The 22,491-nt window shown below is 61.8% G+C and carries 19 protein-coding genes; 11 read left to right on the top strand and 8 right to left on the bottom strand.

Going from position 1 to position 22,491, the window contains the following annotated elements; translation table 11 throughout:
• Positions 1–37: 37 nt before the first annotated feature.
• Complete coding sequence (locus AC07OV_RS14805) at positions 38–1,462, bottom strand: aminotransferase-like domain-containing protein (protein ID WP_494997537.1); 1,425 nt, start codon at positions 1,460–1,462, stop codon at positions 38–40.
• Positions 1,463–1,628: 166 nt separating this feature from the next.
• Here AC07OV_RS14805 and AC07OV_RS14800 point away from each other — a divergent pair, with 166 nt between their 5' ends.
• On the top strand, positions 1,629–1,853 hold the full coding sequence (locus AC07OV_RS14800; protein ID WP_178920322.1) for a DUF1127 domain-containing protein: 225 nt from the start codon (positions 1,629–1,631) through the stop codon (positions 1,851–1,853).
• Here AC07OV_RS14800 and AC07OV_RS14795 read toward each other — a convergent pair whose 3' ends face one another.
• The gene (locus AC07OV_RS14795; RefSeq protein ID WP_495092469.1) at positions 1,854–3,146 is read right to left on the bottom strand and encodes an NAD(P)/FAD-dependent oxidoreductase; all 1,293 of its coding nucleotides are present in this window, start codon (positions 3,144–3,146) and stop codon (positions 1,854–1,856) included.
• A gap of 115 nt (positions 3,147–3,261) precedes the next feature.
• Here AC07OV_RS14795 and AC07OV_RS14790 point away from each other — a divergent pair, with 115 nt between their 5' ends.
• Positions 3,262–3,615, top strand: coding sequence for a YkgJ family cysteine cluster protein (locus tag AC07OV_RS14790; RefSeq protein ID WP_016975913.1), 354 nt, complete (start codon positions 3,262–3,264; stop codon positions 3,613–3,615).
• A 104-nt stretch (positions 3,616–3,719) separates the two neighbouring features.
• Here AC07OV_RS14790 and AC07OV_RS14785 read toward each other — a convergent pair whose 3' ends face one another.
• Complete coding sequence (locus AC07OV_RS14785) at positions 3,720–4,208, bottom strand: Lrp/AsnC ligand binding domain-containing protein (RefSeq protein ID WP_003176896.1); 489 nt, start codon at positions 4,206–4,208, stop codon at positions 3,720–3,722.
• Positions 4,209–4,364: 156 nt separating this feature from the next.
• Between AC07OV_RS14785 and dadA the strand changes: the two genes are divergently transcribed.
• The 6 genes from dadA (at position 4,365) to AC07OV_RS14755 (ending at position 10,466) form a co-directional block, all read left to right on the top strand.
• Positions 4,365–5,666, top strand: coding sequence for a D-amino acid dehydrogenase (gene dadA / locus AC07OV_RS14780; RefSeq protein WP_176994443.1), 1,302 nt, complete (start codon positions 4,365–4,367; stop codon positions 5,664–5,666).
• Positions 5,638–5,991, top strand: coding sequence for a RidA family protein (locus AC07OV_RS14775; protein ID WP_145158111.1), 354 nt, complete (start codon positions 5,638–5,640; stop codon positions 5,989–5,991). The genes dadA and AC07OV_RS14775 overlap by 29 nt, the downstream gene beginning before the upstream one ends.
• A gap of 79 nt (positions 5,992–6,070) precedes the next feature.
• Positions 6,071–7,144, top strand: coding sequence for an alanine racemase (alr, locus tag AC07OV_RS14770; protein ID WP_494997539.1), 1,074 nt, complete (start codon positions 6,071–6,073; stop codon positions 7,142–7,144).
• Positions 7,145–7,260: 116 nt separating this feature from the next.
• On the top strand, positions 7,261–7,809 hold the full coding sequence (locus AC07OV_RS14765; RefSeq protein ID WP_003176893.1) for a cupin domain-containing protein: 549 nt from the start codon (positions 7,261–7,263) through the stop codon (positions 7,807–7,809).
• Between the two features lie 181 nt (positions 7,810–7,990).
• Positions 7,991–8,404, top strand: a complete 414-nt coding sequence (locus AC07OV_RS14760) for a c-type cytochrome (RefSeq protein WP_176994669.1) — start codon at positions 7,991–7,993, stop codon at positions 8,402–8,404.
• Positions 8,405–8,543: 139 nt separating this feature from the next.
• Complete coding sequence (locus AC07OV_RS14755; RefSeq protein WP_495092468.1) at positions 8,544–10,466, top strand: acetyl-CoA hydrolase/transferase C-terminal domain-containing protein; 1,923 nt, start codon at positions 8,544–8,546, stop codon at positions 10,464–10,466.
• Positions 10,467–10,579: 113 nt separating this feature from the next.
• Here AC07OV_RS14755 and AC07OV_RS14750 read toward each other — a convergent pair whose 3' ends face one another.
• Positions 10,580–11,152 (bottom strand): xanthine phosphoribosyltransferase, encoded by a 573-nt coding sequence (locus AC07OV_RS14750; protein WP_010207474.1) that lies wholly within the window; start codon positions 11,150–11,152, stop codon positions 10,580–10,582.
• Positions 11,153–11,210: 58 nt separating this feature from the next.
• Entirely contained in the window at positions 11,211–13,220 is a 2,010-nt protein-coding gene (gene rep / locus AC07OV_RS14745; protein ID WP_102061199.1) for a DNA helicase Rep, read from the bottom strand.
• A 255-nt stretch (positions 13,221–13,475) separates the two neighbouring features.
• On the opposite strand from rep, the gene AC07OV_RS14740 reads away from it, so the two are divergent.
• On the top strand, positions 13,476–15,140 hold the full coding sequence (locus tag AC07OV_RS14740; protein ID WP_259172374.1) for a putative bifunctional diguanylate cyclase/phosphodiesterase: 1,665 nt from the start codon (positions 13,476–13,478) through the stop codon (positions 15,138–15,140).
• 294 nt (positions 15,141–15,434) lie between these two features.
• On the opposite strand, the gene AC07OV_RS14735 is transcribed toward AC07OV_RS14740, so the two are convergent.
• Entirely contained in the window at positions 15,435–16,838 is a 1,404-nt protein-coding gene (locus AC07OV_RS14735; RefSeq protein ID WP_495092467.1) for a NorM family multidrug efflux MATE transporter, read from the bottom strand.
• Between the two features lie 150 nt (positions 16,839–16,988).
• Here AC07OV_RS14735 and AC07OV_RS14730 point away from each other — a divergent pair, with 150 nt between their 5' ends.
• Entirely contained in the window at positions 16,989–17,909 is a 921-nt protein-coding gene (locus AC07OV_RS14730; protein WP_176994438.1) for a LysR substrate-binding domain-containing protein, read from the top strand.
• A 177-nt stretch (positions 17,910–18,086) separates the two neighbouring features.
• On the top strand, positions 18,087–20,063 hold the full coding sequence (locus AC07OV_RS14725) for a methyl-accepting chemotaxis protein (RefSeq protein WP_495092466.1): 1,977 nt from the start codon (positions 18,087–18,089) through the stop codon (positions 20,061–20,063).
• 111 nt (positions 20,064–20,174) lie between these two features.
• On the opposite strand, the gene AC07OV_RS14720 is transcribed toward AC07OV_RS14725, so the two are convergent.
• Both AC07OV_RS14720 and AC07OV_RS14715 read right to left on the bottom strand, forming a co-directional pair.
• Positions 20,175–21,671, bottom strand: a complete 1,497-nt coding sequence (locus tag AC07OV_RS14720; RefSeq protein ID WP_495092465.1) for a YifB family Mg chelatase-like AAA ATPase — start codon at positions 21,669–21,671, stop codon at positions 20,175–20,177.
• 213 nt (positions 21,672–21,884) lie between these two features.
• A complete protein-coding gene (locus AC07OV_RS14715; RefSeq protein ID WP_176994435.1) occupies positions 21,885–22,145 on the bottom strand; it encodes an accessory factor UbiK family protein in 261 nt (86 codons plus the stop codon).
• Between the last annotated feature and the right edge of the window lie 346 nt (positions 22,146–22,491).

Below are 22,491 nucleotides of genomic sequence, written 5' to 3'. Positions count from 1 at the left end.
CGGTTGTGGGCATATGACGGCCATTTCCCGCGAAAGGTCAGTCGGCCGCCTCAGCCAGCAACTTGATTGCCGCGGCACCGACCTTGCGCACCGCGTCTTCAATCTGCGGGGTTGGCTTGGCAGCGTAGTTCATGCGCAGGCAGTTCCGGTATTTGCCGGAGGCAGAAAAGATACTGCCCACCGCCACCTGTACGCCCTGTTCCACCAGGCCACGGTTGAGTTTGAGCGTGTCGAAACCTTCGGGCAGCTCTACCCAGAGCATAAAGCTGCCCTGGGGGCGACTGGCCCGGGTGCCGGCTGGGAAGTAGCGGCTGACCCAGTCGATCATCAAGTCGCGATTGCGCTGATATTGGGTGCGCATCCGCCGCAAATGTGGCTCGAAGTGCCCGCCTTTGAGAAATTCGGCGATGGCGATCTGCGGTTGGGTCGCGGTGGAGCCGGTGCTGATGTATTTCATGTGCAGCACCCGTTCCAGGTAGCGCCCGGGCGCCACCCAGCCAATGCGCAGCCCGGGCGCCAGGGTTTTCGAGAACGAACTGCACAGCAGCACGCGGCCGTCTTCGTCGAACGACTTGATGGTGCGCGGGCGAGGGTAGCTGTAGGCCAGCTCGCCATACACATCGTCTTCGATGATCGCCACGTCAAAGCGCTGTGCCAGGGTCAGCAATGCTTTTTTGCGGGCCTCCGGCATGATGTAGCCCAACGGGTTGTTGCAGTTGGGCGTGAGTTGGATGACCTTGATCGGCCACTGTTCCAGGGCCAGTTCAAGGGCTTCGAGGCTGATCCCGGTGATGGGATCGGTGGGGATTTCCAGGGCTTTCATGCCCAGGCCCTTGAGGGTCTGCATGGCGCCGTGAAAGCTCGGCGAATCCACGGCAACGATATCGCCGGGCTCACAGATGGCGTGGATGCTGGCGGACAGTGCTTCGTGGCAACCGGTGGTGATCACGATGTCCTCGGCGGTCAGCTGGCAGCCCGAATCCAGTGACAGCCGCGCAATCTGCTCACGCAGTTCCATACAGCCGAGGATGTTGTCGTAATACAGGCCCGGCAGATCCTGGCGTCGGCTGACCCGTGCGAGGCTGCGCAGCAGGGGTTTCATGGTGGGCGACAATACGTCTGGCATACCCCGGCCCATCTGTATGACGTCTTTGCGCGGCACGGCGCGAATCAGATCGAGCACTTGGTCCCACTGCGAAATCTCCACCGGACGCTGTGCCGGACGCCCCACTTCAGGTAACGCCGGCAGCTCGCGGCCGACCGGCACAAAGTAGCCGGATTTGGGCTTGGGCATCGCCAGGCCGTTGTCTTCCAGCAGGCGGTAGGCCTGCTGCACGGTGCTCAGGCTGACCCCGTGTTCCACGCTTAAGGCCCTGACCGAGGGCAAGCGGTCGCCCGGGCGGTAGAAGCCCTGTTCGATGCGGGTGCCCAGCAGTTCGGCGAGGTTGACGTAGAGGGTCATGGCGGTCGCTCCCAAGGGACCAGTACAGATAAGGCGAAAATACAGGATTCAGCCGTCGATAGGCAGCTTCTGTATGTATTTAATAAAAGTTGGTTGAATCTGTATTGGTTTTGGCCGTCCGCCCATTCTAGTCACTCATGGCAACAAGCAAATGAGGGGCAGCAAAATGAGCGGCATGAGCGATGTGCGGTTGGCGTTATACAGCCAGGAACTGGAGGCCGGAGAGGAGCGGGCGAGGGCGCCGCGCAATATCAGTCGCTGGGACCTGTTCTGGCACCGTCGCCACACCCGCAAGGCGTTGCTGCACCTGACCCGCGAGCAGTTGCGCGATGTTGGGCTGACAGTGGAACAGGCACGCCAGGAAGGTCTTAAACCCTTCTGGCGTGATTGATCAGACCAGTTCCTTGAGGCGGTGCCAGAGCATGCCCAGGGCCAGCAGCGGCGAGCGCAGGTGCTTGCCGCCTGGGAAGGTGATGTGTGGCACCTGGGCGAACAGATCGAAGCGGCCCTGCTGCTGGCCGCTGATGGCTTCGGCCAGCAGCTTGCCCGCCAGGTGCGTGGCATTGAGACCGTGGCCCGCGTAGGCCTGGGCGTAATACACATTGGGCTGGTCGGCCAACCGGCCAATCTGCGGCAAACGGTTGGCACCGATACCGATCATGCCGCCCCATTGGTAGTCGATTTTCACGTTGGCCAGTTGCGGGAACACCTTGAGCATTTTCGGACGCATGTAGGCGCCGATGTCCTGGGGATCGCGGCCGGAATAGTGACAGGCACCACCGAACAGCAGGCGTCGGTCAGCGGACAGTCGGAAGTAGTCCACCGTCACCCGCTGGTCGCACACCGCCATGTTTTGTGGCAACAGGTCGTGGGCCTGCGCTTCGCTCAGCGGCTCAGTGGCGATGATGTAGCTGCCGGCTGGCAGCACCTTGCCGCCCAACTGTGGGTTCAGGTCATTCAGGTAGGCGTTGCAGGCCAGTACCAGGGTCTTGGCGCGTACGTTGCCCGAGGCGGTGTGCACGTTGACCTCGGGGCCGTAGTCGATGCGGGTCACTTCGGATTGTTCGTACAGCTCCACGCCCAATTGCTGCGCGGCAGCTGCTTCGCCGAGGGCCAGGTTCAGCGGGTGCAGGTGGCCGGAACCCATGTCGATCATGCCACCCACATAGCGCTCGGAGCCGATCACGCTGCTCATCTCGTCGGCTTGCAGCAGGCGCACTTCGTGACGATAGCCGAGGCTTCGCAGTTCTTCGGCGTCTTCGGCCAGGCCATGCAGGTCGCGGGGTTTGTTGGCGAGGTCGCAATAGCCCCAGGTCAGGTCACAAGGGATCTGGTAACGCTCGATGCGCTCGCGCACGATCTCCACCGCTTCGAGGCCCATCAGTTTCATCTGGCGCACGCCGTCGGTGCCGATCACGTGGGTGAACTGGTCCAGGCCATGGCCGACGCCCCGGATCAACTGGCCGCCGTTGCGCCCGCTGGCGCCCCAGCCGATCTTGCGCGCTTCCAGCAGCACCACGCGCAAACCTCGCTCAGCCAGTTCCAGCGCGGTGTTGAGCCCTGAAAAACCGCCGCCGATGACGCACACATCTGCCGTCACTTCACCGGCCAGCGCCGGGTAATCGGGTTGCGGCACGCTGCTGGCGGCGTAGTAGGAAGCGGTGTGCCGGGCGCTGGCGGTCATGGGGAGCATCCCTGTTTGGAAAATTTGACGCAGGATACAGCGGTCGGGCGAAGCTGTCTCACCGCAGGCTTTTGCGGCAGAATCCACGCCTATTCGCCGTTCGGTACGTGTTTCGATGAGTTGCAACAGTCAGAAAATCAGCGCGCTGCGCCGTCAGATCCCATCGTTCGAGTGCGTCCCGGGTTGCCACGACTGCTGTGGGCCGGTGACCACCTCGCCCGAGGAAATGTCGCGCCTGCCGCGCAAGACCGCTGCCGAGCAGGATGCGGCCATGGACGAGTTGAACTGCGTGCACCTGGGGCCAAACGGCTGCACGGTGTACGACGAGCGCCCGCTGATCTGCCGATTGTTCGGCACCACCAAGACGTTGCCGTGCCCGAACGGGCGGCGGCCGGTGGAGCTGATTCACCCACGGGTGGAAAAGCAGATCCATGAGTACATGGCCAGCACTCGGCAAGTGCTGGTTTAACTCGGTTAATGTGGGAGCTGGCTTGCCTGCGATGACGGTGGGTCAGTCGCCACCGCTATCGCAGGCAAGCCAGCTCCCACATTTGACCGAGTTGTGTCATTTGGTTAATCAGGAATTGGCAGGTTCAGGCTTTCTTTCACTTCTTCCATCACGATATAGCTCTTGGACTCCCGCACATGGGGCAGTTTGAGCAGGATGTCGCCCAGCAACTTGCGGTACGACGCCATCTCGGAAATCCGCGCTTTCACCAAGTAGTCGAAGTCGCCTGACACCAGGTGGCATTCCAGCACGTGGGGCAGTTTCAGCACGGCGCGGCGAAACTCTTCAAAGGTGTCGCCAGACTTGTAATCGAGGCTGATCTCGACAAATACCAGCAAACTACCCTTCAAATGCTGCGGGTTCAGCCGTGCGTTGTAGCCCATGATGATCCCCTCGCGCTCCAGCCGACGGACCCGTTCGGTGCACGGCGTGGTGGACAGCCCGACCTTTTCTCCCAGCTCCGTGAACGAGATTCGCCCATCGGTTTGCAGGATGCGCAGGATGTTGCGGTCGATCTTGTCCAGCTCCCGCTTGGTCTGGGTGTTCGTACGCATAGGGGATACGCCTCTGTGAAAAGGGTTTTTGCCAAGAATTGTCGCCAAATATAGGCACTTATATAGTGAAATGCACTGGCAATAGTTTTTTACACTGCGCACATCATTGCTCGAACAACACACGTCAGCGGCCATGCCCGCGATGAGGATATAAAAATGCGCGTTCTGGTCTTGGGTAGCGGCGTCATTGGTGTGACCAGTGCCTACTATTTGGCTCGGGCCGGCTTTGAAGTCGTGGTCGTCGACCGTCAGCCTGCCGCTGCCATGGAAACCAGTTTCGCCAACGCCGGCCAGGTGTCTCCAGGCTATGCGTCGCCCTGGGCCGCGCCAGGCGTGCCGCTCAAGGCCATCAAATGGCTGCTGCAACGCCACGCGCCGCTGGCGATCAAGGCCACCGCCGATATCGACCAATACCTGTGGATGGCGCAGATGCTGCGCAACTGCACCGCCAGCCGTTATGCGGTGAACAAAGAGCGCATGGTGCGTTTGTCCGAGTACAGCCGTGACTGCCTCGACGAACTACGCGCCGAGACCGGCATTGCCTACGAAGGCCGCAGCCTGGGGACTACCCAGCTGTTCCGCACCCAGGCCCAGTTGGACGGTGCCGCCAAGGACATCGCCGTGCTGAAAGAGTCCGGCGTGCCTTTTGAGCTGCTCGACCGCGCCGGCATCGCCCGCGTTGAACCGGCCCTGGCCAGCGTCACCGACATCCTCGCCGGCGCCCTGCGCCTTCCGAACGACCAGACCGGCGACTGCCAGATGTTCACCACTCGCCTGGCCGAGATGTGCAAGCAACTGGGCGTGGAATTCCGCTTCGAACAAGATATCCAGCGCCTCGACTACGCCGGCGACCGCATCAACGGCGTGTGGATCGATGGCAAGCTGGAAACCGCCGACCGTTACGTGCTGGCCCTCGGCAGCTACTCGCCGAAGCTGCTCAAGCCGCTGGGGATCAAGGCGCCGGTGTACCCGCTCAAGGGTTACTCGCTGACCGTGCCGATCACCAACCCGGCGATGGCGCCGACTTCGACCATTCTGGACGAGACCTACAAGGTCGCGATCACCCGTTTCGACAACCGCATCCGCGTTGGCGGCATGGCTGAAATAGCTGGTTTTGACCTGTCGCTGAACCCGCGTCGACGTGAAACCCTGGAGATGATCGTCAACGACCTTTATCCTCAGGGCGGCGATTTGACCGAGGCCAGCTTCTGGACCGGCCTGCGCCCGACCACACCCGACGGCACGCCGATTGTGGGTGCCACACCGTTCAAGAACCTGTTCCTGAACACCGGCCACGGTACCCTCGGCTGGACCATGGCCTGTGGCTCCGGCCGCCTGCTGGCCGACCTGATGGCGAAGAAAACCCCGCAAATCAGTGCTGCTGGCCTCGATATTTCCCGTTACGGCAACCACCAGGAGTCCGCAAAACATGTCAATCCAGCGCCAGCTCACCAATGAGCGCATGAGCCAGATCGTTGTCCACAGCGGCACCGTATACCTGGCAGGGCAAGTCGGCGACGACATGAGTGCCGGAATTGAACAGCAGACCCGTGAAACCCTGGCCAATATCGAGCGCTTGCTGGACTTGGCCGGCACCGACAAGAGCAAGTTGCTGTCGGTGACGATCTACCTCAAAGACATTGATGCCGACTTTGCCGGCATGAACGCGGTGTGGGACAAGTGGCTGCCCAAGGGCGTCGCTCCGGCCCGTGCCACGGTTGAAGCCAAGCTGTGCGAACCGGAAATCCTGGTAGAGCTGTCCGTCGTGGCGGCGCTGCCTTAAACCTGGATCCCTCTCCCGGTGCCGACGTTGTCGGTCGGTGCCGGTTTTTCTTTACTCTGCCGCCTAGAAGCCTGCCGCCATGCGTCCTGCCCGTGCCCTGATCGATCTCCAAGCCCTGCGCCACAACTACCAATTGGCCCGTGAAGTCACGGGGGCCAAGGCGCTTGCCGTGGTCAAGGCCGATGCCTACGGCCATGGTGCCGTGCGTGTGGCCCAGGCGTTGGAAGCCGAGGCCGATGGGTTTGCCGTGGCGTGCATCGAAGAGGCATTGGAGCTGCGCGCAGCCGGCATCCGGGCGCCGGTGCTGTTGCTCGAAGGCTTTTTTGAGGCCGACGAGCTGCCGCTGATCAACGAGCATGATTTTTGGTGCGTGGTGCATTCGTTGTGGCAGTTGGAGGCAATCGAGCAGGCCAGGCTGAGCAAGCCGCTGACCGTCTGGCTCAAGCTCGACTCCGGCATGCACCGGGTTGGCTTGCACCCCAAGGATTACCACGAGGCGTACCAGCGCCTGCTGGCCAGTGGCAAAGTCGCCAAGATCGTCTTGATGAGCCACTTCGCCCGCGCCGATGAACTCGACTGCGTGCGCAGCAATGAACAAGTGGCGGTGTTTGAAGCGGCGCGCCAAGGTTTGTCGGCCGAGGTCAGCCTGCGTAACTCGCCGTCGGTCATGGGCTGGCCGAATGTGTCCAGCGACTGGGTACGCCCGGGCATCATGCTCTATGGCGCCACGCCGTTTGGCGAAGACCAGGCGGTGGCCGCACGTTTGCAGCCGGTGATGACCCTGGAGTCCAAAGTGATTTCTGTGCGTGAGCTGCCGGCTGGCGAGCCGGTGGGCTATGGCGCCAAGTTCATCACGCCCAAGCCGATGCGCATTGGCGTGGTTGCCATGGGCTACGCCGATGGCTACCCGCGTCATGCGCCGACCGGCACGCCGGTACTGGTCGCGGGGCAACGTAGCCAATTGCTGGGCCGCGTATCCATGGACATGCTGTGCATCGACCTGACGGACGTGCCCCAGGCCGGCCTCGGTTCCACGGTGGAGCTGTGGGGCAAAAACATCCTCGCCAGTGATGTTGCGGTGGCCGCCGAGACCATCCCTTACCAGATCTTCTGCAACCTGCGCCGCGTGCCAAGGCTCTATTCCGGCGCTTGACCGCCGGGTACGAACGCAGGTGCCCGGGATTTAGGCCCAAGTGTTGTAAATACTGAACGCTGTCGCCATGATAACGCTCAATTACAACAACGCCTGAATCCTAGGAGGCTCCTGCATTGGACGTCGGCGAACGACTGCAATCCATCCGTAAACTCAAGGGTCTTTCCCAGCGTGAGCTCGCCAAGCGTGCGGGTGTCACCAACAGCACCATTTCGATGATCGAAAAAAACAGCGTCAGCCCCTCGATCAGCTCCTTGCGCAAGGTGCTGGGTGGCATCCCCATGTCCATGGTCGAGTTCTTTTCCGAGGAGATCCTCCAGGAAATACCGACGCAGATCGTCTATAAAGCCAATGAGCTGATCGACATCTCCGACGGTGCCGTCACCATGAAACTGGTAGGCCGGGCGCACCCCAGCCGGGCAATTGCGTTCCTGAACGAGATCTACCCGCCAGGCGCCGACACCGGCGAAGAAATGCTCACCCATGAGGGCGAAGAAACCGGGATTCTGGTGGAAGGCCGCCTGGAATTGGTGGTCGGTCTTGAAACTTTTGTGCTCGAAGCCGGCGATAGCTACTACTTTGAAAGCACCAAGCCCCATCGTTTTCGCAACCCGTTCGATGTGCCGGCGCGACTAATCAGCGCAGCCACACCGGCGAACTTTTGACAGAAGAGGCGTGCTGCCAGCGTTGCAGACACACCCGCAGCTTTAACCGTGGCGCCGAATCTCCCTTTATTTAATAGGGTTGTTTCGGCCGGGCGGGCTAACCGTTATACTTTCGCCGCCTGCGAAACCGTGGCCGCAGGCGTGAATAGCCACCATTGAGGGTGAACGCGTGAACCTAATTATGAAAATGCTGGCTGCACCAGCAACCGTACTGGCCCTATGGGCTGTCAGCGCTCAAGCTGCGACCAATGATGAAATTGCCAAGCGCCTGGAGCCCGTGGGCCAGGTCTGTGTCCAGGGCCAGGAATGCAAGGGCATGGAAGTGGCCGTGGCCGCAGGTGGCGGCGGTGCTGCCAAGACCCCGGATGACGTGATCGCCAAGCACTGCAACGCGTGCCACGGTACTGGTTTGCTGGGCGCCCCGAAAATAGGTGACACCGCCGCCTGGAAAGACCGCGCCGACCACCAGGGTGGCCTCGACGGCCTGCTGGCCAAGGCCATCACCGGCCTGAACGCCATGCCGCCCAAAGGCACCTGCGCCGATTGCTCGGATGATGACCTCAAAGGTGCGATCAAGAAGATGTCCGGCCTCTGATCAACCGATCTTCGCCAAAAAAGCCGCTTTTAAGCGGCTTTTTTTTGTGCCCGCGATTTGTGTTTCAACGCTGTTCATTGCAGCAAAGACCCGGCAAGCTCGGTCCAACCCCTAATCATGGAATGTTCGGGAGGGTCGGATGGTGCAGTTGTGTTCAATCGAGCAAGCAGTTGACGACGTACTGGCGCGCTTGCCGGCGCATATCCACATGGGCATGCCGTTGGGCCTGGGCAAGCCCAACCTGTTCGTCAACGCGCTGTACCGGCGTATCGCCAAGTTGCCAGAGCGGCAACTGACGATCTACACCGCCTTGAGCCTGGGTCGTCCGCCTTTTGGTGATGGTTTGCAGAAGCGCTTTCTCGGGCCTTTTATCGAGCGAGTGTTCGGCGATTACCCCGAGTTGGATTTCCTCGCTGACCTGCACAAGGACAGCCTGCCGGCCAATATTCGCGTTCAGCAGTTCTTCATGCAGCCTGGTAGTTTGCTCCACAGCCGTTCGGCGCAGCAGGACTACGTCAGCAGCAACTACAGCCACGCTGCGCGCGACATCAACGCCGCCGGCCTGAACCTGGTGGCGCAACTGGTCGCCAGCAGTGCCGAACACCCCGATCGCCTGAGCCTGAGCTGCAACCCGGATATCACCCTCGACCTGCTACCGATGATCGCCAAGCGCCGCGACGCCGGGGAAACCATCCTGGTGGTGGGCCAGGTCCACAGCGACTTACCCTACATGCCGGGGGATTCCGAGCTGGGCATGGACGCGTTCGATTACCTGATCGATGAAAAAGACAGCACCACGCTGTTCTCCACACCGAACATGCCGGTGGGGTTCCAGGACCATTTCATCGGTCTGCATGCCAGCACGCTGGTGCGCGATGGCGGCACGTTGCAGATCGGCATCGGCTCCATGGGCGATGCGTTGACCGCCGCGTTGCTGGCCCGTCAGGCTGATAACGAAGCCTACCGCTTGTTGCTGACCGACCTTGATGTGTACCAGTGGGCGCCGCTGATCAGCCATGAAGGTGGCGTCGCGCCGTTTGCGCGGGGCCTGTATGGCTGCAGCGAGATGTTCGTCAACGGCTTGCTCGTGCTGGCGGATGCCGGGATCGTACGGCGCAAGGTGTACCCGGATGTGGCCACCCAGGAGCAGGCCAACGCCGGCACGCTGGACGACGCCGCGCAGCCCGACGGTGTATCGATCCATGGAGGTTTCTTCCTCGGGCCGCGCAGTTTTTACCAGCGTTTGCAGGAAATGACCCACGCCAAGCGTCTCGAATTCAACATGACCCGCATCAGCTACATCAACGAGCTGTACGGCCAGGAAGAACTCAAGCGCCTGCAGCGCCTGGATGCACGGTTTATCAACAGCGCGATCATGGTCACGCTGCTGGGCGCGGGCGTTGCCGACCAGCTGGAAGACGGCCGCGTACTCAGTGGCGTGGGCGGGCAATACAACTTTGTCGCCCAGGGCCATGCACTGGAAGGGGCGCGCTCGATCCTGATTTTGCGCAGCTGGCGCGAATCGGCGGGAGAGGTGAGTTCCAATATCGTCTGGGACTACGGCCACTGCACCATTCCGCGACACCTGCGGGACATTGTCATCACCGAATATGGTATTGCCGACTTGCGCGGTCAGACGGATGCCAACGTGATCGAGGCGTTGCTCAAGATCACTGACTCACGCTTCCAGGATGATTTGATCGAGCAGGCGCAAAAGGCCGGCAAGCTGCCCGAGGGTTTCCAGTTGGAGCCGCGTTTTACCGACAACACCCCGGAACGGCTCAAGGGCATTCAGGCGCGGCATCGACGGTTGTTTCCGGAGTACCCGCTGGGCAGCGATTTCACGGAGGAAGAGCGGGATCTGTTGCGGGCGTTGAACTGGCTCAAGAGCAAATTCAAGCTGACGGAGATTCTGGAGTTGGGCAAGGCTGCGTTGGACGCGCCGGAGCCGGAGGCGTTTCCCGGGCATTTGAAGCGGATGGGGTTGGATAAGCCTGAAGGCTTGAAAGAAGACCTCTACCAGCGCCTGCTACTGGCCGGCCTACAGGCCACCGCACACTAACAGCCACCACAACCTCCCTGTAGGAGCCGGCTTGCCGGCGATGAGGTCCTTGAAGTCATCACAAGACTCAAGGCCGCCATCGCCGGCAAGCCGGCTCCTACAGGGATTTGGTGTTATTCGATGAAGGTGACTACGCCACCGGCCAACGATTTCACCCGCGCCAGCGACTCAACCCGGTAACCCTGCGCATCCAGCTCCGCACGACCACCCTGGAACGACTTCTCGATCACGATCCCCAAGCCGGCCACGGTAGCGCCAGCTTGCTTGATGATCGAAATCAGCGCCTGGGACGCCTTGCCGTTGGCCAAAAAGTCATCGATCACCAGCACGCGGTCGCTGCTGGTCAGGTGGCGTGGGGAGATCGCCACGGTGCTTTCGACCTTCTTGGTGAAGGAGTACACCGTCGCCGACAACAGGTTTTCGGTCAGGGTCAGGGACTGTTGCTTGCGCGCGAAGATCACCGGCACGCCCAGGTTCAGGCCGGTCATGATGGCCGGTGCTATCCCTGAGGCTTCGATGGTGACGATCTTGGTGATGCCCGAGTCCTTGAACAGCGCGGCGAATTCGTCGCCGATCAGTTTCATCAGTGCCGGGTCGATCTGGTGGTTCAGAAAGGCGTCGACCTTGAGTACCTGATCGGAAAGCACGATGCCTTCTTCGCGAATTTTCTTGTGCAGTGCTTCCACGGAAAGCTTCCTCTGTTGACGCAACGGGCGCCGAAAGTAGATTAAAAAGTAGTCGATTCTAGCGCTTCAACATCGCGCGTATATCCGCCAGCGCGGTGTTGCCGCGAACGGCCTTCACCTCGGTCGGGGTGTCGTCGTTGCCTTCCCAGGCCAGGTCATCCGGCGGCAGTTCATCCAGGAACCGGCTGGGGGCACAATCGATGATTTCGCCGTATTGCTTGCGCTTGGCGGCAAAGGTAAAGGCCAGGGTCTGACGTGCGCGGGTAATGCCCACGTAGGCCAGCCGGCGTTCTTCCTCGATGGTGTCAGCTTCGATGCTGGAGCGGTGTGGGAGGATTTCCTCTTCCATGCCCATGATGAACACGTAGGGGAATTCCAGACCCTTGGACGCATGCAAGGTCATCATTTGCACGCCCTCGGCGCCATCTTCTTCTTCCTGCTGGCGCTCGAGCATGTCGCGCAGCACCAGCTTGCCGATGGCGTCTTCGACGGTCATCTCGCCGTCTTCGTCTTTCTCCAGGGTGTTCTTCAGCGCTTCGATCAGGAACCAGACGTTGCCCATGCGGTAATCCGCGGCCTTGTCGCTGGAACTGTTGGTGCGCAGCCAGTTTTCATAGTCGATGTCCATGACCATGCTGCGCAGGGCGCTGATCGGGTCTTCGCCGGCGCACTGCTCGCGCACCTTGTCCATAAAGCGCTTGAAGCGCGACAAGCGATCGGTGAAGCGCGTGTCCAGGTGTTCGCCCAGGCCGATCTCGTCGGTGGCGGCGTACATCGAGATCTTGCGCTCGGTGGCGTAGTTGCCGAGCTTTTCCAGGGTGGTGGAGCCGATCTCGCGGCGCGGCACGTTGATCACGCGCAGGAAGGCGTTGTCGTCGTCCGGGTTCACGATCAGGCGGAAGTAGGCCATCAGGTCCTTGACTTCCTGGCGTCCGAAAAAGCTGTTGCCGCCCGACAAGCGATACGGCACCTGGTGGTGCTGCAATTTCAGCTCTATCAGCTTGGCCTGGTAGTTGCCGCGATACAGGATCGCGAAATCGCTGTAGGGCCGGTCGGTACGCAAGTGCAGGCTGAGGATTTCCACGGCCACGCGCTCGGCTTCAGCGTCTTCGTTGCGGCAGCGGATTACGCGGATCTCGTCGCCATGGCCCATCTCACTCCACAGTTGTTTTTCAAACTCGTGGGGGTTGTTCGAGATCAGCACGTTGGCGCAACGCAGGATGCGGCTGGTGGAGCGATAGTTCTGCTCCAGCATCACCACTTTCAGGGACGGGTAGTCGTCCTTGAGCAGCATCAGGTTTTCCGGGCGGGCGCCGCGCCAGGCGTAGATCGACTGGTCATCGTCACCTACCACGGTGAACTGGTTGCGCTTGCCGATCAGCATTTTCACCAGCAGGTATTGGCTGGCGTTGGTGTCCTGGTATTCGTCCACCAGCAGGTAGCGCACCTTGTTCTGCCATTTTTCGAGGATGTCGGCGTGTTCCTCGAACAGCTTTACGGGCAGCAGGATCAGGTCGTCGAAGTCCACCGCGTTGAACGCCTTGAGCGTGCGCTGGTAGTGGGTGTAGACGATGGCGGCCGTCTGTTCCTTGGGATTGCGCGCATTTTCCAGGGCCTGGGCGGGCAGGATCAGGTCGTTCTTCCAGGCGCCGATCATGTTCTTGATCTCATCCACGCCGTCGTCGCCTGCGTATTCCTTCTGCATGATGTCGGTCATCAGCGACTTCACGTCGGTCTCGTCGAAGATCGAGAAACCGGGCTTGTAGCCCAGGCGCACGTGCTCCTTGCGGATGATGTTCAGGCCCAGATTGTGGAAGGTGCACACGGTGAGGCCACGGCCTTCGCCGCCCTTGAGCAGGGTGCCGACGCGCTCTTTCATTTCCCGCGCCGCCTTGTTGGTAAAGGTCATGGCGACGATGTACTGGGCGCGGATGCCGCACTGCTGGATCAGGTGCGCGATCTTGCGGGTGATCACGCTGGTCTTGCCGGAGCCTGCACCGGCGAGCACCAATAGAGGGCCGCCGACGTAGTTCACGGCTTCTTGCTGCCGGGGGTTGAGTCGGGACATACAGAATTTTAGGAGTCGTTATTCAAAAGGGCGGGCATTTTAACAGGCTCGCAGGATTCTGCTCTGTCAGAACGACAGTGTGACGTACCACTCGATCTAAATTTGCCGGTTTTGATACTTTGCCGCAGGATGTACGGGCATTTGCGACTATTGTTTGTAATCGGCGTATTTGATAACCCCTATCATTGGTGATTATCAGACCGCACGTCATAATGCCCGCCGCCAACGAATTCTTGCAGAGTCTAGGGAGCTAGCTTGTCTACGCCTGTCGAACCCTTGCGTTTGCTGCTACTGGCCGATGAGCCAGCGTGGGCAGCGTTATTGCGCGAGTGCCTGGCGCCGATGGGCGATGGGGCTGTGCTGATCAGCGCGCCAAATTGGGATTCCGTGAGCCGTCTGTTCGATGACGACCACGGTGCCGTGCTATTGACCACCCCCCACCTGCAACCTGGCCCGGGCCGCTGCAGCTTGCCTTGTGTATTGCTGCTGGAGCAGGAGCCGCTGGTTTCTCCCCTCGGTGTCAGCGATTGGTTGATCCGTGATGTATTGGATGCCGATACATTGCGCCGCTGCCTGCGCCATGTGCGCGAGCGGGGCGTGCTGGAAAACACCTTGCAGCGTCTGGCCGAACAGGACCCGCTCACCGGTATCGCCAACCGTCAGGGTTTCCAGACCCTGCTGGCAGCACGGCTGGCCGAGAACGAAGGCCGCGGCCTGGCCCTCGGTCACCTGGACCTCGACAACTTCCGCCACGCCAACGACGCCCTCGGCCACCAGGCCGGTGACCGGCTGATCCTGCAAGTGGTCTCGCGTCTCAAAAGCCAGCTTGAGGCCGGGGATCAACTGGCACGCCTTGGCAGCGATGAATTCGCCCTGCTGATCGACACCCGCCGTGCCCCCCAGCGCGCCGAATGGATGGCCGAGCGCATCACCGAAGTCATGGCCGAACCCTATTGGGTGGATGGCGAGAGCCTGCTGATCGGCTGCAGCCTGGGCGTGGCCCATGCCCGCGCCCGCGCCGGTGCCGACCCGCTGATGTGGCACGCGCATATCGCCATGCAGCAAGCCAAGAGCACCCAGGGCTGTACCTTTCATATCTTCAACGAACGCATCAACCGCAACGCGCGCAGCCTGGCCGACCTGGAAAGCGAGCTGCGCCGCGCCCTGCGCCGTGATGAGCTGGAACTGCATTACCAACCGCGCCTGGATCTGGACGACGGGCATATCGTCGGCCTGGAAGCCCTGGTGCGCTGGCGCCATGGCGAGCGCGGCCTGTTGCCGCCGAGTGAGTTCGTGCCCCTGGCCGAGCAGAGCGGCCTGATCGTGCCCTTGGGCTACTGGGTGATTTCCCGGGCGCTGCGTGACATGCAGGACTTGCGCGAGCGCGGCCTGCCGCCGTTGCACATGGCAGTCAACCTGTCGTTCCGTCAGTTCCAGGACAGCCAGTTGCTTTCCACCCTCAGCCGGCTGATTGCCGAGCGTGGTGTGGAAGCGCAATGGCTGGAGTTCGAGCTGACCGAAACCGCCGTGATGCGCCGCAGTGACCTGGTCAAGCAGACCATGGACGCGCTCGGCCGCCTGGGTGTGCGCTTCTCTCTGGATGACTTCGGCACTGGGTTCTCCTCGTTCGTGCACCTCAACAGCCTGCCGATTGCCTTGTTGAAGATCGACAAGAGCTTCGTCGGCGGCATGGAGGAGCGTGAAGAGAACCGCAAGCTGGTGCACGCGATGATCAACCTGGCCCACAACCTGAACCTGGAAGTGGTGGCCGAAGGCGTGGAAACCCCTGAGCAACTGGCGCTGTTGCGTTTGTTTGGCTGCGACCAGGCCCAGGGCTACCTGATCAGCAAGCCGTTGCCGTTGCCGGAGCTGGTGGAGTACCTGACCTTCGGCAAAGGCCAACAAGCCCTTCTCGGTTGAATTGCAAACCCCATCAACTGTAGGAGCCGGCTTGCCGGCGATAGCGGTGTATCAGTACCAGATGAGTTATCTGACACACCGCCATCGCAGGCAAGCCAGCTCCCACAATTGAACCGGTGGATCCCCAGCTTCTTCAGGCAGATAATCCTGATCTGCGCCGCTGCCGTCTGACACAACGCGGATAAAACTGTGGGAGCTGGCTTGCCTGCGATGGCGGAATTTCAGCGCCAGATGAGTTGTCTGGTATACCGTCATCGCCGGCAAGCCAGCTCCTACATTGATCGGGTACATCCTCTATTCAGGTTGCATGGCCCCAAATTCAGTTTGAGTCGCAGGGTTCTTGCGGATCATGCGTTTCATCTTCGCTTCGAATGCCCACGTCAGGCTGATGGCCGCGCAGGCCAGGCCCAGGGCCAACCCCCACCACACCCCGGTCGGGCCCCAGCCCAGGTGGAAGGCCATCCACCACGCCGACGGCGCGCCAATCAACCAATAGCAACCCAACCCCACCAGGAAGGTGGTCTTGGCGTCCTTCAGCCCACGGATGCAGCCCATCGCGATGGTCTGCACGCCGTCGAACAGTTCAAACCAGGCCGCCACCGCCAGCAGGCTGACAGCCAGCACGATCACGTCGTGGAAGGCGGGGTCGTTATGGTCGAGGAACAGTCCGATCAGCGGATCGGAAAACAGCCACAGTACCGCTGCAAACCCTAGCATCACTGCCGCGCCAAACCCGATACCCACACGCCCGGCCAGGCGTGCCTGCAGCAACTGCTCGGCGCCGTAATGCTGGCCGATGCGCATGGTCACCGCATAGGACATGCCGGCCGGCACCATGAAGGCCACCGACACGATCTGCAGGGCAATCTGATGCGCCGCCAACTGTGTGCTGCCCATAGTGCCCATGCACAGCGCGGCGAAGGCAAACAGCCCGACTTCCACCGCGTACGTGCCGCCAATCGGCAGGCCCAGGCGCCACAGCTCGCGCAAATACTGGGTGTTGAGGCGCAACAGGCCTTTGCCCAGCGGGTAGGCCACGTAAGTCCGGTTGCTGCGGATGTACCACCACAGCGCCAGGGCCATGCTGTTGGCGACGAGGGCGGTGACCAGGCCAATGCCCATCAGCCCCAGTTTCGGCAGGCCGAACATGCCTTCGATCAGTGCATGGTTGAGCAGGTAGTTGGCCACCGCACCGCCGAGGCTGATCACCATCACCGGCTGCGCCTTGCCAATCGCGCTGGTAAAACCGCGCAGCGTCATGAAGCTGAGGAAACCCGGCAGGGCGAACGGCAGGATCGTCAGGAACTGCCCGGCCGAGTGCACGTTGGCTTCGGTCTGGCCAAACATCAGCAACAGCGGCTTGAGGTTCCACAGCAGTAAGCCCGCCACCAGCGCCATCAGCCACGCCAGCCAAAGCCCGGCCTGGGTCAGGCGGGTGGCGCCTTCGATATCGCCCGCGCCGTGCCGAATGGCCACCAGGGTGCCCACGGCAGCAATTACGCCGATGCAGAAAATCGACACAAAGGAATAGCTGGCCGCGCCCAGGCCTCCACCGGCCAGGGCTTCAGGGCTCAGGCGGGCCATCATCAGGGTGTCGGTCAGCACCATCAGCATGTGCGCCAACTGTGAGGCAATCAACGGCCCTGACAGCCGCAGAATGGCCCAGAGTTCGGTACGCGCCGGATGCTGCATGATCATCACACTCAAAAAGTCAGAGGGTTGGGGAAGGGTTGATTCTCGGCGCTCCTGGCGCATTACACAAAAGGATAAAAGCGATCGTTCGCATGACTAATACTCATACTTATAGATTCTGCTAGGGTGCCGGATTGCCTTGTAGGAGTTTTCCTTATGTCGCGCCGCCTTCCTCCGCTTTATGCCTTGCGTGCATTCGAGGCCGCGTCCCGGCATAACTCCTTCACGCGCGCCGCCGAGGAGCTGTCGATCACGCAGAGCGCGGTCAGCCGGCACATCCGCACGCTGGAAGAGCATTTTGCCTGCCGCCTGTTCCAGCGCAGCGGGCGGACCCTGCAACTCACCGAGGCGGCGCGCCTGCTGCTGCCCGGCGTGCGTGAAGGCTTTGCCGCGCTGGAGCGGGCCTGCCATACCCTGAATGCCGAAGATGACATCCTGCGCATGAAGGCACCCTCGACCCTGACCATGCGCTGGCTGCTGGCGCGTCTCAGTCGATTCCGCGCCTTGCAGCCGGGCAACGAGGTGCAACTGACCAGTGCGTGGATGAGTGTGGACGAGGTGGACTTCAACCAGGAGCCATTCGATTGTGCGGTGCTGCTGAGCTACGGGCATTTTCCAGCCGATTGGGAAGCCAGCTACCTGTTCCCGGAATTGCTGATTCCAGTGGGGGCGCCCAACCTGCTCGACGACGGCCCTTGGGATGCGGCGCGCCTGGCCACCGCCGAGCTGCTGCACCCCACGCCCGATCGGCGCGACTGGCGCAATTGGTTGGAGCGCATGGGCTTGTCGTCCCAGGTGTCGCTCAAGGGCGGGCAGGTGTTCGATACCCTTGAACTGGGCATGATCGCCGCCGCGCGGGGCTATGGAGTGTCCATGGGCGACCTGCTGATGGTGGCCGAGGACGTGGCGCAAGGGCGGTTGAGCCTGCCGTGGCCCACCGCCGTGGCCAGTGGCGAAAATTATTACCTGGTGTGGCCGAAAACCCGCCCCGGAGGTGAACGCTTGCGGCGGTTGGCGGAGTTTCTTCAAGGCGAAGTCAAGGCGATGGAATTGCCTCAGGTGCAGCGCCTCGACTGATGCGCGGACTACCGTTCGTGCAATCGTTTGCGCGATACCCCTGTGAATCGCTCAAGTATTGCCCAGGCCCGCCGAAGAAGGTGTGTTGGAACCATCGTGCACCAACGTTTCCCACCAGATAATTTGCCGAGCAGCGCTATGAGATCAGGATGATCCTGGCCTCGGCCAGGAGCTGTCATGTCTCAACCTCGCGCTCGGATCGCCTCCCAACTAGGCCTCGCCTTGGCCGTTATTTTGGCTGTCGTCATCAGCGGCAGTACCGTCTTCGCTTTGCGTTCCCTTGACTCGGCCAACCTCGACACCCGCGAGGAGCACCTGGCCAGCGAGGCGCGTTTGCTGGCCGACCAACTCAACACCTTCCACAGCACCTTGCGCGAGAGTACTCAGCGTTTGAGCGGGCTGTTCGAGAAGCGCTTCGGCGCCGGCTTGAGTGTGCGTGCAGACCGGCCAGTCACCGTGGCCGGCGTGCAAACCCCAAGCCTGTACCTGGGCGAGGATGTGCTGAACAACAACTTTGATGAAGTGGACGAGTTCAAGCAGATGTCCGGCGGCGTGGCCACGGTATTCGTGCGCAGCGGCGAAGACTTCATCCGCATCAGCACCTCGCTGACCAAGCAGGACGGCAACCGGGCCATCGGCACCGTGCTCGACCACCAACACCCGGCGTACCAGCGCCTGCTGACCGGACAGAACTATGTGGGCCGGGCCGTGCTGTTCGACCGCTCCTACATGACCCAGTACACCCCGGTGCGTGACGCCAGTGGCAAGGTCATCGCCGTGTTGTTCATCGGCTTTGACTACACCGACGAGCAGAAGGCCCAGTTCGACAACCTCAAGCGCTTCCGTATCGGCCAGACCGGCTCGCTGGCGCTGTTGGACGAGCAGAAACACTGGCTGGTGCCACCGGCGGGTGTGCAGGCACTGGATCAAGCGATCCCGGTGATGCTCGACCTGGCGAAAAAGCCCGGTGAAGGCCGCTTCTGGAGCGACAAGAGCGAAGACTTCTACAGCGTCTCGGTACCGTTCGAAGGCGGCCCGTGGTCGGTGGTGGCAAGCATGCCGAAGTCCGAGATCCGCGCAGTCACCTGGGCGGTGGGTATTCGCCTGGTGATCGGCAGCGTGCTGGCGATGCTGTTGGCGGTCGGCGCGGCGGTCTGGCTGCTGCGCAGCAAACTGCAGCCATTGAGTGACTTGGTGCGCCAGGCCGAAGCCCTCGGCGCCGGTGATTTGAGCGCCCGTTTGAACGTGGCCAGCCATGATGAAATCGGCCAGTTGGCGCGCAGCTTCAACCAGATGGGTGAAGCCTTGTCGACCATGGTTTCGCATATCCGCAAGGCGGCGGAAGAGGTCAATAGCCGGGCACAGGCCTTGTCGGGGTTGTCCGGTGGTGCTTATGAAGGCATGGAACAGCAATCCGGCGAGATCACCAGCATGGCCGGCGCAGTGGAAGAGTTCAGTGCCACCTCGCTGAACATTGCCGACAACATGGGCAACACCGAACGTCTGGCCCAGGAAAATGCCCAGCAAACCCGCATCGGCCGCACCTCGATGCAAGAAGCCTCGTCGTCCCTGGAACATATCGCCACAGCACTGAACAGCACGGCCACGGTGATCAACACCTTGGGCCAGCGCTCCCAGGAAATCGGCGGGATTGTGGGGGTGATCACCTCGATTGCCGAGCAGACCAACCTGCTGGCGCTCAACGCCGCCATCGAAGCTGCACGGGCTGGCGAGCAAGGCCGTGGTTTTGCCGTGGTTGCCGATGAAGTGCGTAACCTAGCGTCGCGCACCCGTGAGGCTACCGATGAAATCTCCGGGATGATCCAGAGTATCCAGCAGGAAACCGGCAACGCCATCAGCACTATGGAGCGCGGTAATGTGTTGATGCAGGAAGGGCTGTCGCGCAACGCGGACGTGGCTTCGGCCCTGGCACGCATCGACGAGCAAAGCCGCTCGGCTGGCCAGCAATTTGCGGCGATCACCACCGCGACCCAGGAACAGAGCAGCACCGCGAACGTGCTCAGCAGCAACCTGCAAAGCATTGCGCTGGCCAACAGCGAGCAACGTGAAGTGGTGTCGAACCTGGCGATCACCGCCAAGGAACTGGAAACCCTGGCGGCGGGCTTGCGCCAAGAGGTCGACCGCTTCCGCTGACACCCCGCCCTCTGTAGGGGCCGGCTTGCCGGCGATAAGGCCCTCAGGCCTGGCGCAAACCTTGAAGTAGCTATCGCCGGCAAGCCGGCTCCTACAGGGGCGGTGTTGGGCTTAGGTGATGGCTGCCGGCCGATATTGCAGGGCCTCTTGCAGGTGATGGCGTGCAATTGCGTCTGCCTGCTCAAGGTCGGCCAGGGTGCGTGCTACTTTCAGCAGTCTGTGAGCTGCGCGCAGCGATAAGGTCAGCCGCTCGCACGCGTTCTCCAGCCAGCTTTCGTCGGTCTTCACCAATTGGCAATGCTCCTTCAGCCCCGGCAGGTCGAGGAAGGCATTCGCGCACCCTTGTCGCCGTTGTTGACGCTCCCGAGCCTCGGCCACCTGCGCTGAGGCGGTCGCGGTGTTGTCGCCAGCCTGTTGGGTCGGGTTGAGCGCCGTGGTTTCCCGGGCGACCGTGAGGTGCAAATCGATGCGGTCCAGCAGCGGCCCCGAGAGCTTGTTGCGGTAGCGCTGTATCTGTTCCGGCGTGCAGCGGCAGCGCCCGCTGGGTTCGCCCAGATAGCCGCAAGGGCAGGGGTTCATGGCTGCCACCAGTTGGAAGCGTGCCGGGAAACTCACCCGGTCGCGGGCGCGAGAAATCACGATGTGACCCGACTCCAACGGCTCGCGCAGCACCTCCAGCACTTTGCGATCAAACTCCGGCAGTTCATCCAGGAACAGCACGCCGTGATGGGCCAGGGTGATTTCTCCTGGTTGTGGCTTTGACCCGCCCCCGACCAATGCCGGGCCGGACGCTGAATGGTGCGGCTGGCGAAACGGCCGGTGGGGCCAATGGCTCAAGGGCGCCAAGCTGACGACGGACTGAATCGCCGCGACTTCCAGGGCTTCCTGTTCACTCAGCGGCGGCAGCAACCCCGGCAGGCGGCTGGCGAGCAAGGTCTTGCCCGTACCGGGCGGCCCGCTCAACAGCAGGTTATGTGCGCCCGCCGCCGCGATCAGCAGCGCGCGCTTTGCCGCAAGCTGCCCTTGCACCTCGCTCAGGTCCGGGTAAGGCTTGTTCAGGTACAGCAGGCCGTCGGACTTGTACGGCTCGATCGGTACGTGCCCATTCAGGTGCGCCACCACCTGCAGCAGGTGGTCGACGGCGATCACCGTCAACCCCGACGCCAGGCACGCCTCCTCGGCATTCGCCCGGGGCACTATCACGGTGCGCCCGGCCTTGCGTGCCGCCAGCGCGGCCGGCAACACCCCCTTCACGGCACGCACCTCACCCGACAACGCCAACTCCCCCAGGCATTCCACGTTATCGAGCATCAACGACGGCACCTGCACGCTGGCCGCGAGGATTCCCAAGGCAATCGCCAAATCAAAACGCCCGCCGTCCTTGGGCAGGTCGGCGGGCGCGAGGTTGAGGGTGATGCGACGGGCGGGGTATTGCAGCGCGCTGTTGAGGATGGCACTGCGTACGCGGTCCTTGCTTTCCTTGACGGCGGTTTCGGGCAGGCCGACCAGGGTCAGGGACGGCAAGCCGTTGGCCATGTGCACTTCGACGGTGACGGCAGGGGCTTCTACGCCAACCTGGGCGCGGCTGTGGACGATGGCGAGGGACATGCTCGTTCCTTGAATGGAGGGCCGCTTCCTGCGGTTTTTCAAGGGTAGACGAGGTGGGGAAGAGCGAGGCGGGGGAGGTTTTACAGAACGTATCCAGAGCAACCCACGGCGCTTTATGTGGGAGCTGGCTTGCCTGCGATGCAGACGACTCGGTATTTCAGTTGTACCGAGGTGATGCGATCGCTGGCAAGCCAGCTCCTACAGGGGGTGGCGTTATTCAGACGGCGGTGTCAGCCGTGCTTCCAGCTCTGCCACCTTCGCCTCCAGGCTCTCCAGCCGCGCACGCGTGCGGGCCAGGACCACCATCTGGCTATCAAACTCTTCCCGGCTCACCAGGTCGAGTTTGCTGAAGCCACTTTGCAGCAGCGCCTTGAACTGGCTTTCGATTTCGTTGCGGGGCAGCGGGGTGTCGCCGCTGAACAGGCGAGAGGCGTGGCCGCTCAGGGCGTCGAGGAGGTCTTTGGGCGCGAGCATGGGAAATATTCCGGAAAACTGTTGGCCGGCAGTGTACCACGCACCGTCTATAGTCTTTTTCACGGCCTGGGGCGCACGCTTTTCGCGCAATGGGGCGGGCAGTGGCGCACTGTTTTTGTGCGCATTGCCGCCGCCAAAAAGCCCGGCAGGTGGGCATAAGTGGGCAAAGGACTGATTTCAGTGATTTTTACGGAGCTGGCAAGGTTTCTGCTTAGACGATCATGACCCATGCACTGATGCAGTCGCTGTGACGAATGCAGTGCGCCGACGGATCAGGGGTACAGGTTTCGTCACCAGTGGTTCGCTGGCGTCGCAAAGGCAAATGCCGAGGCGACGACGCGTTACA

It is taken from the genome of Pseudomonas sp. GW821-FHT09A09, from assembly GCF_059418405.1.
Note: the sequence above shows the minus strand (reverse complement) of the source record. Positions and strands in the feature narration are given on the sequence as shown.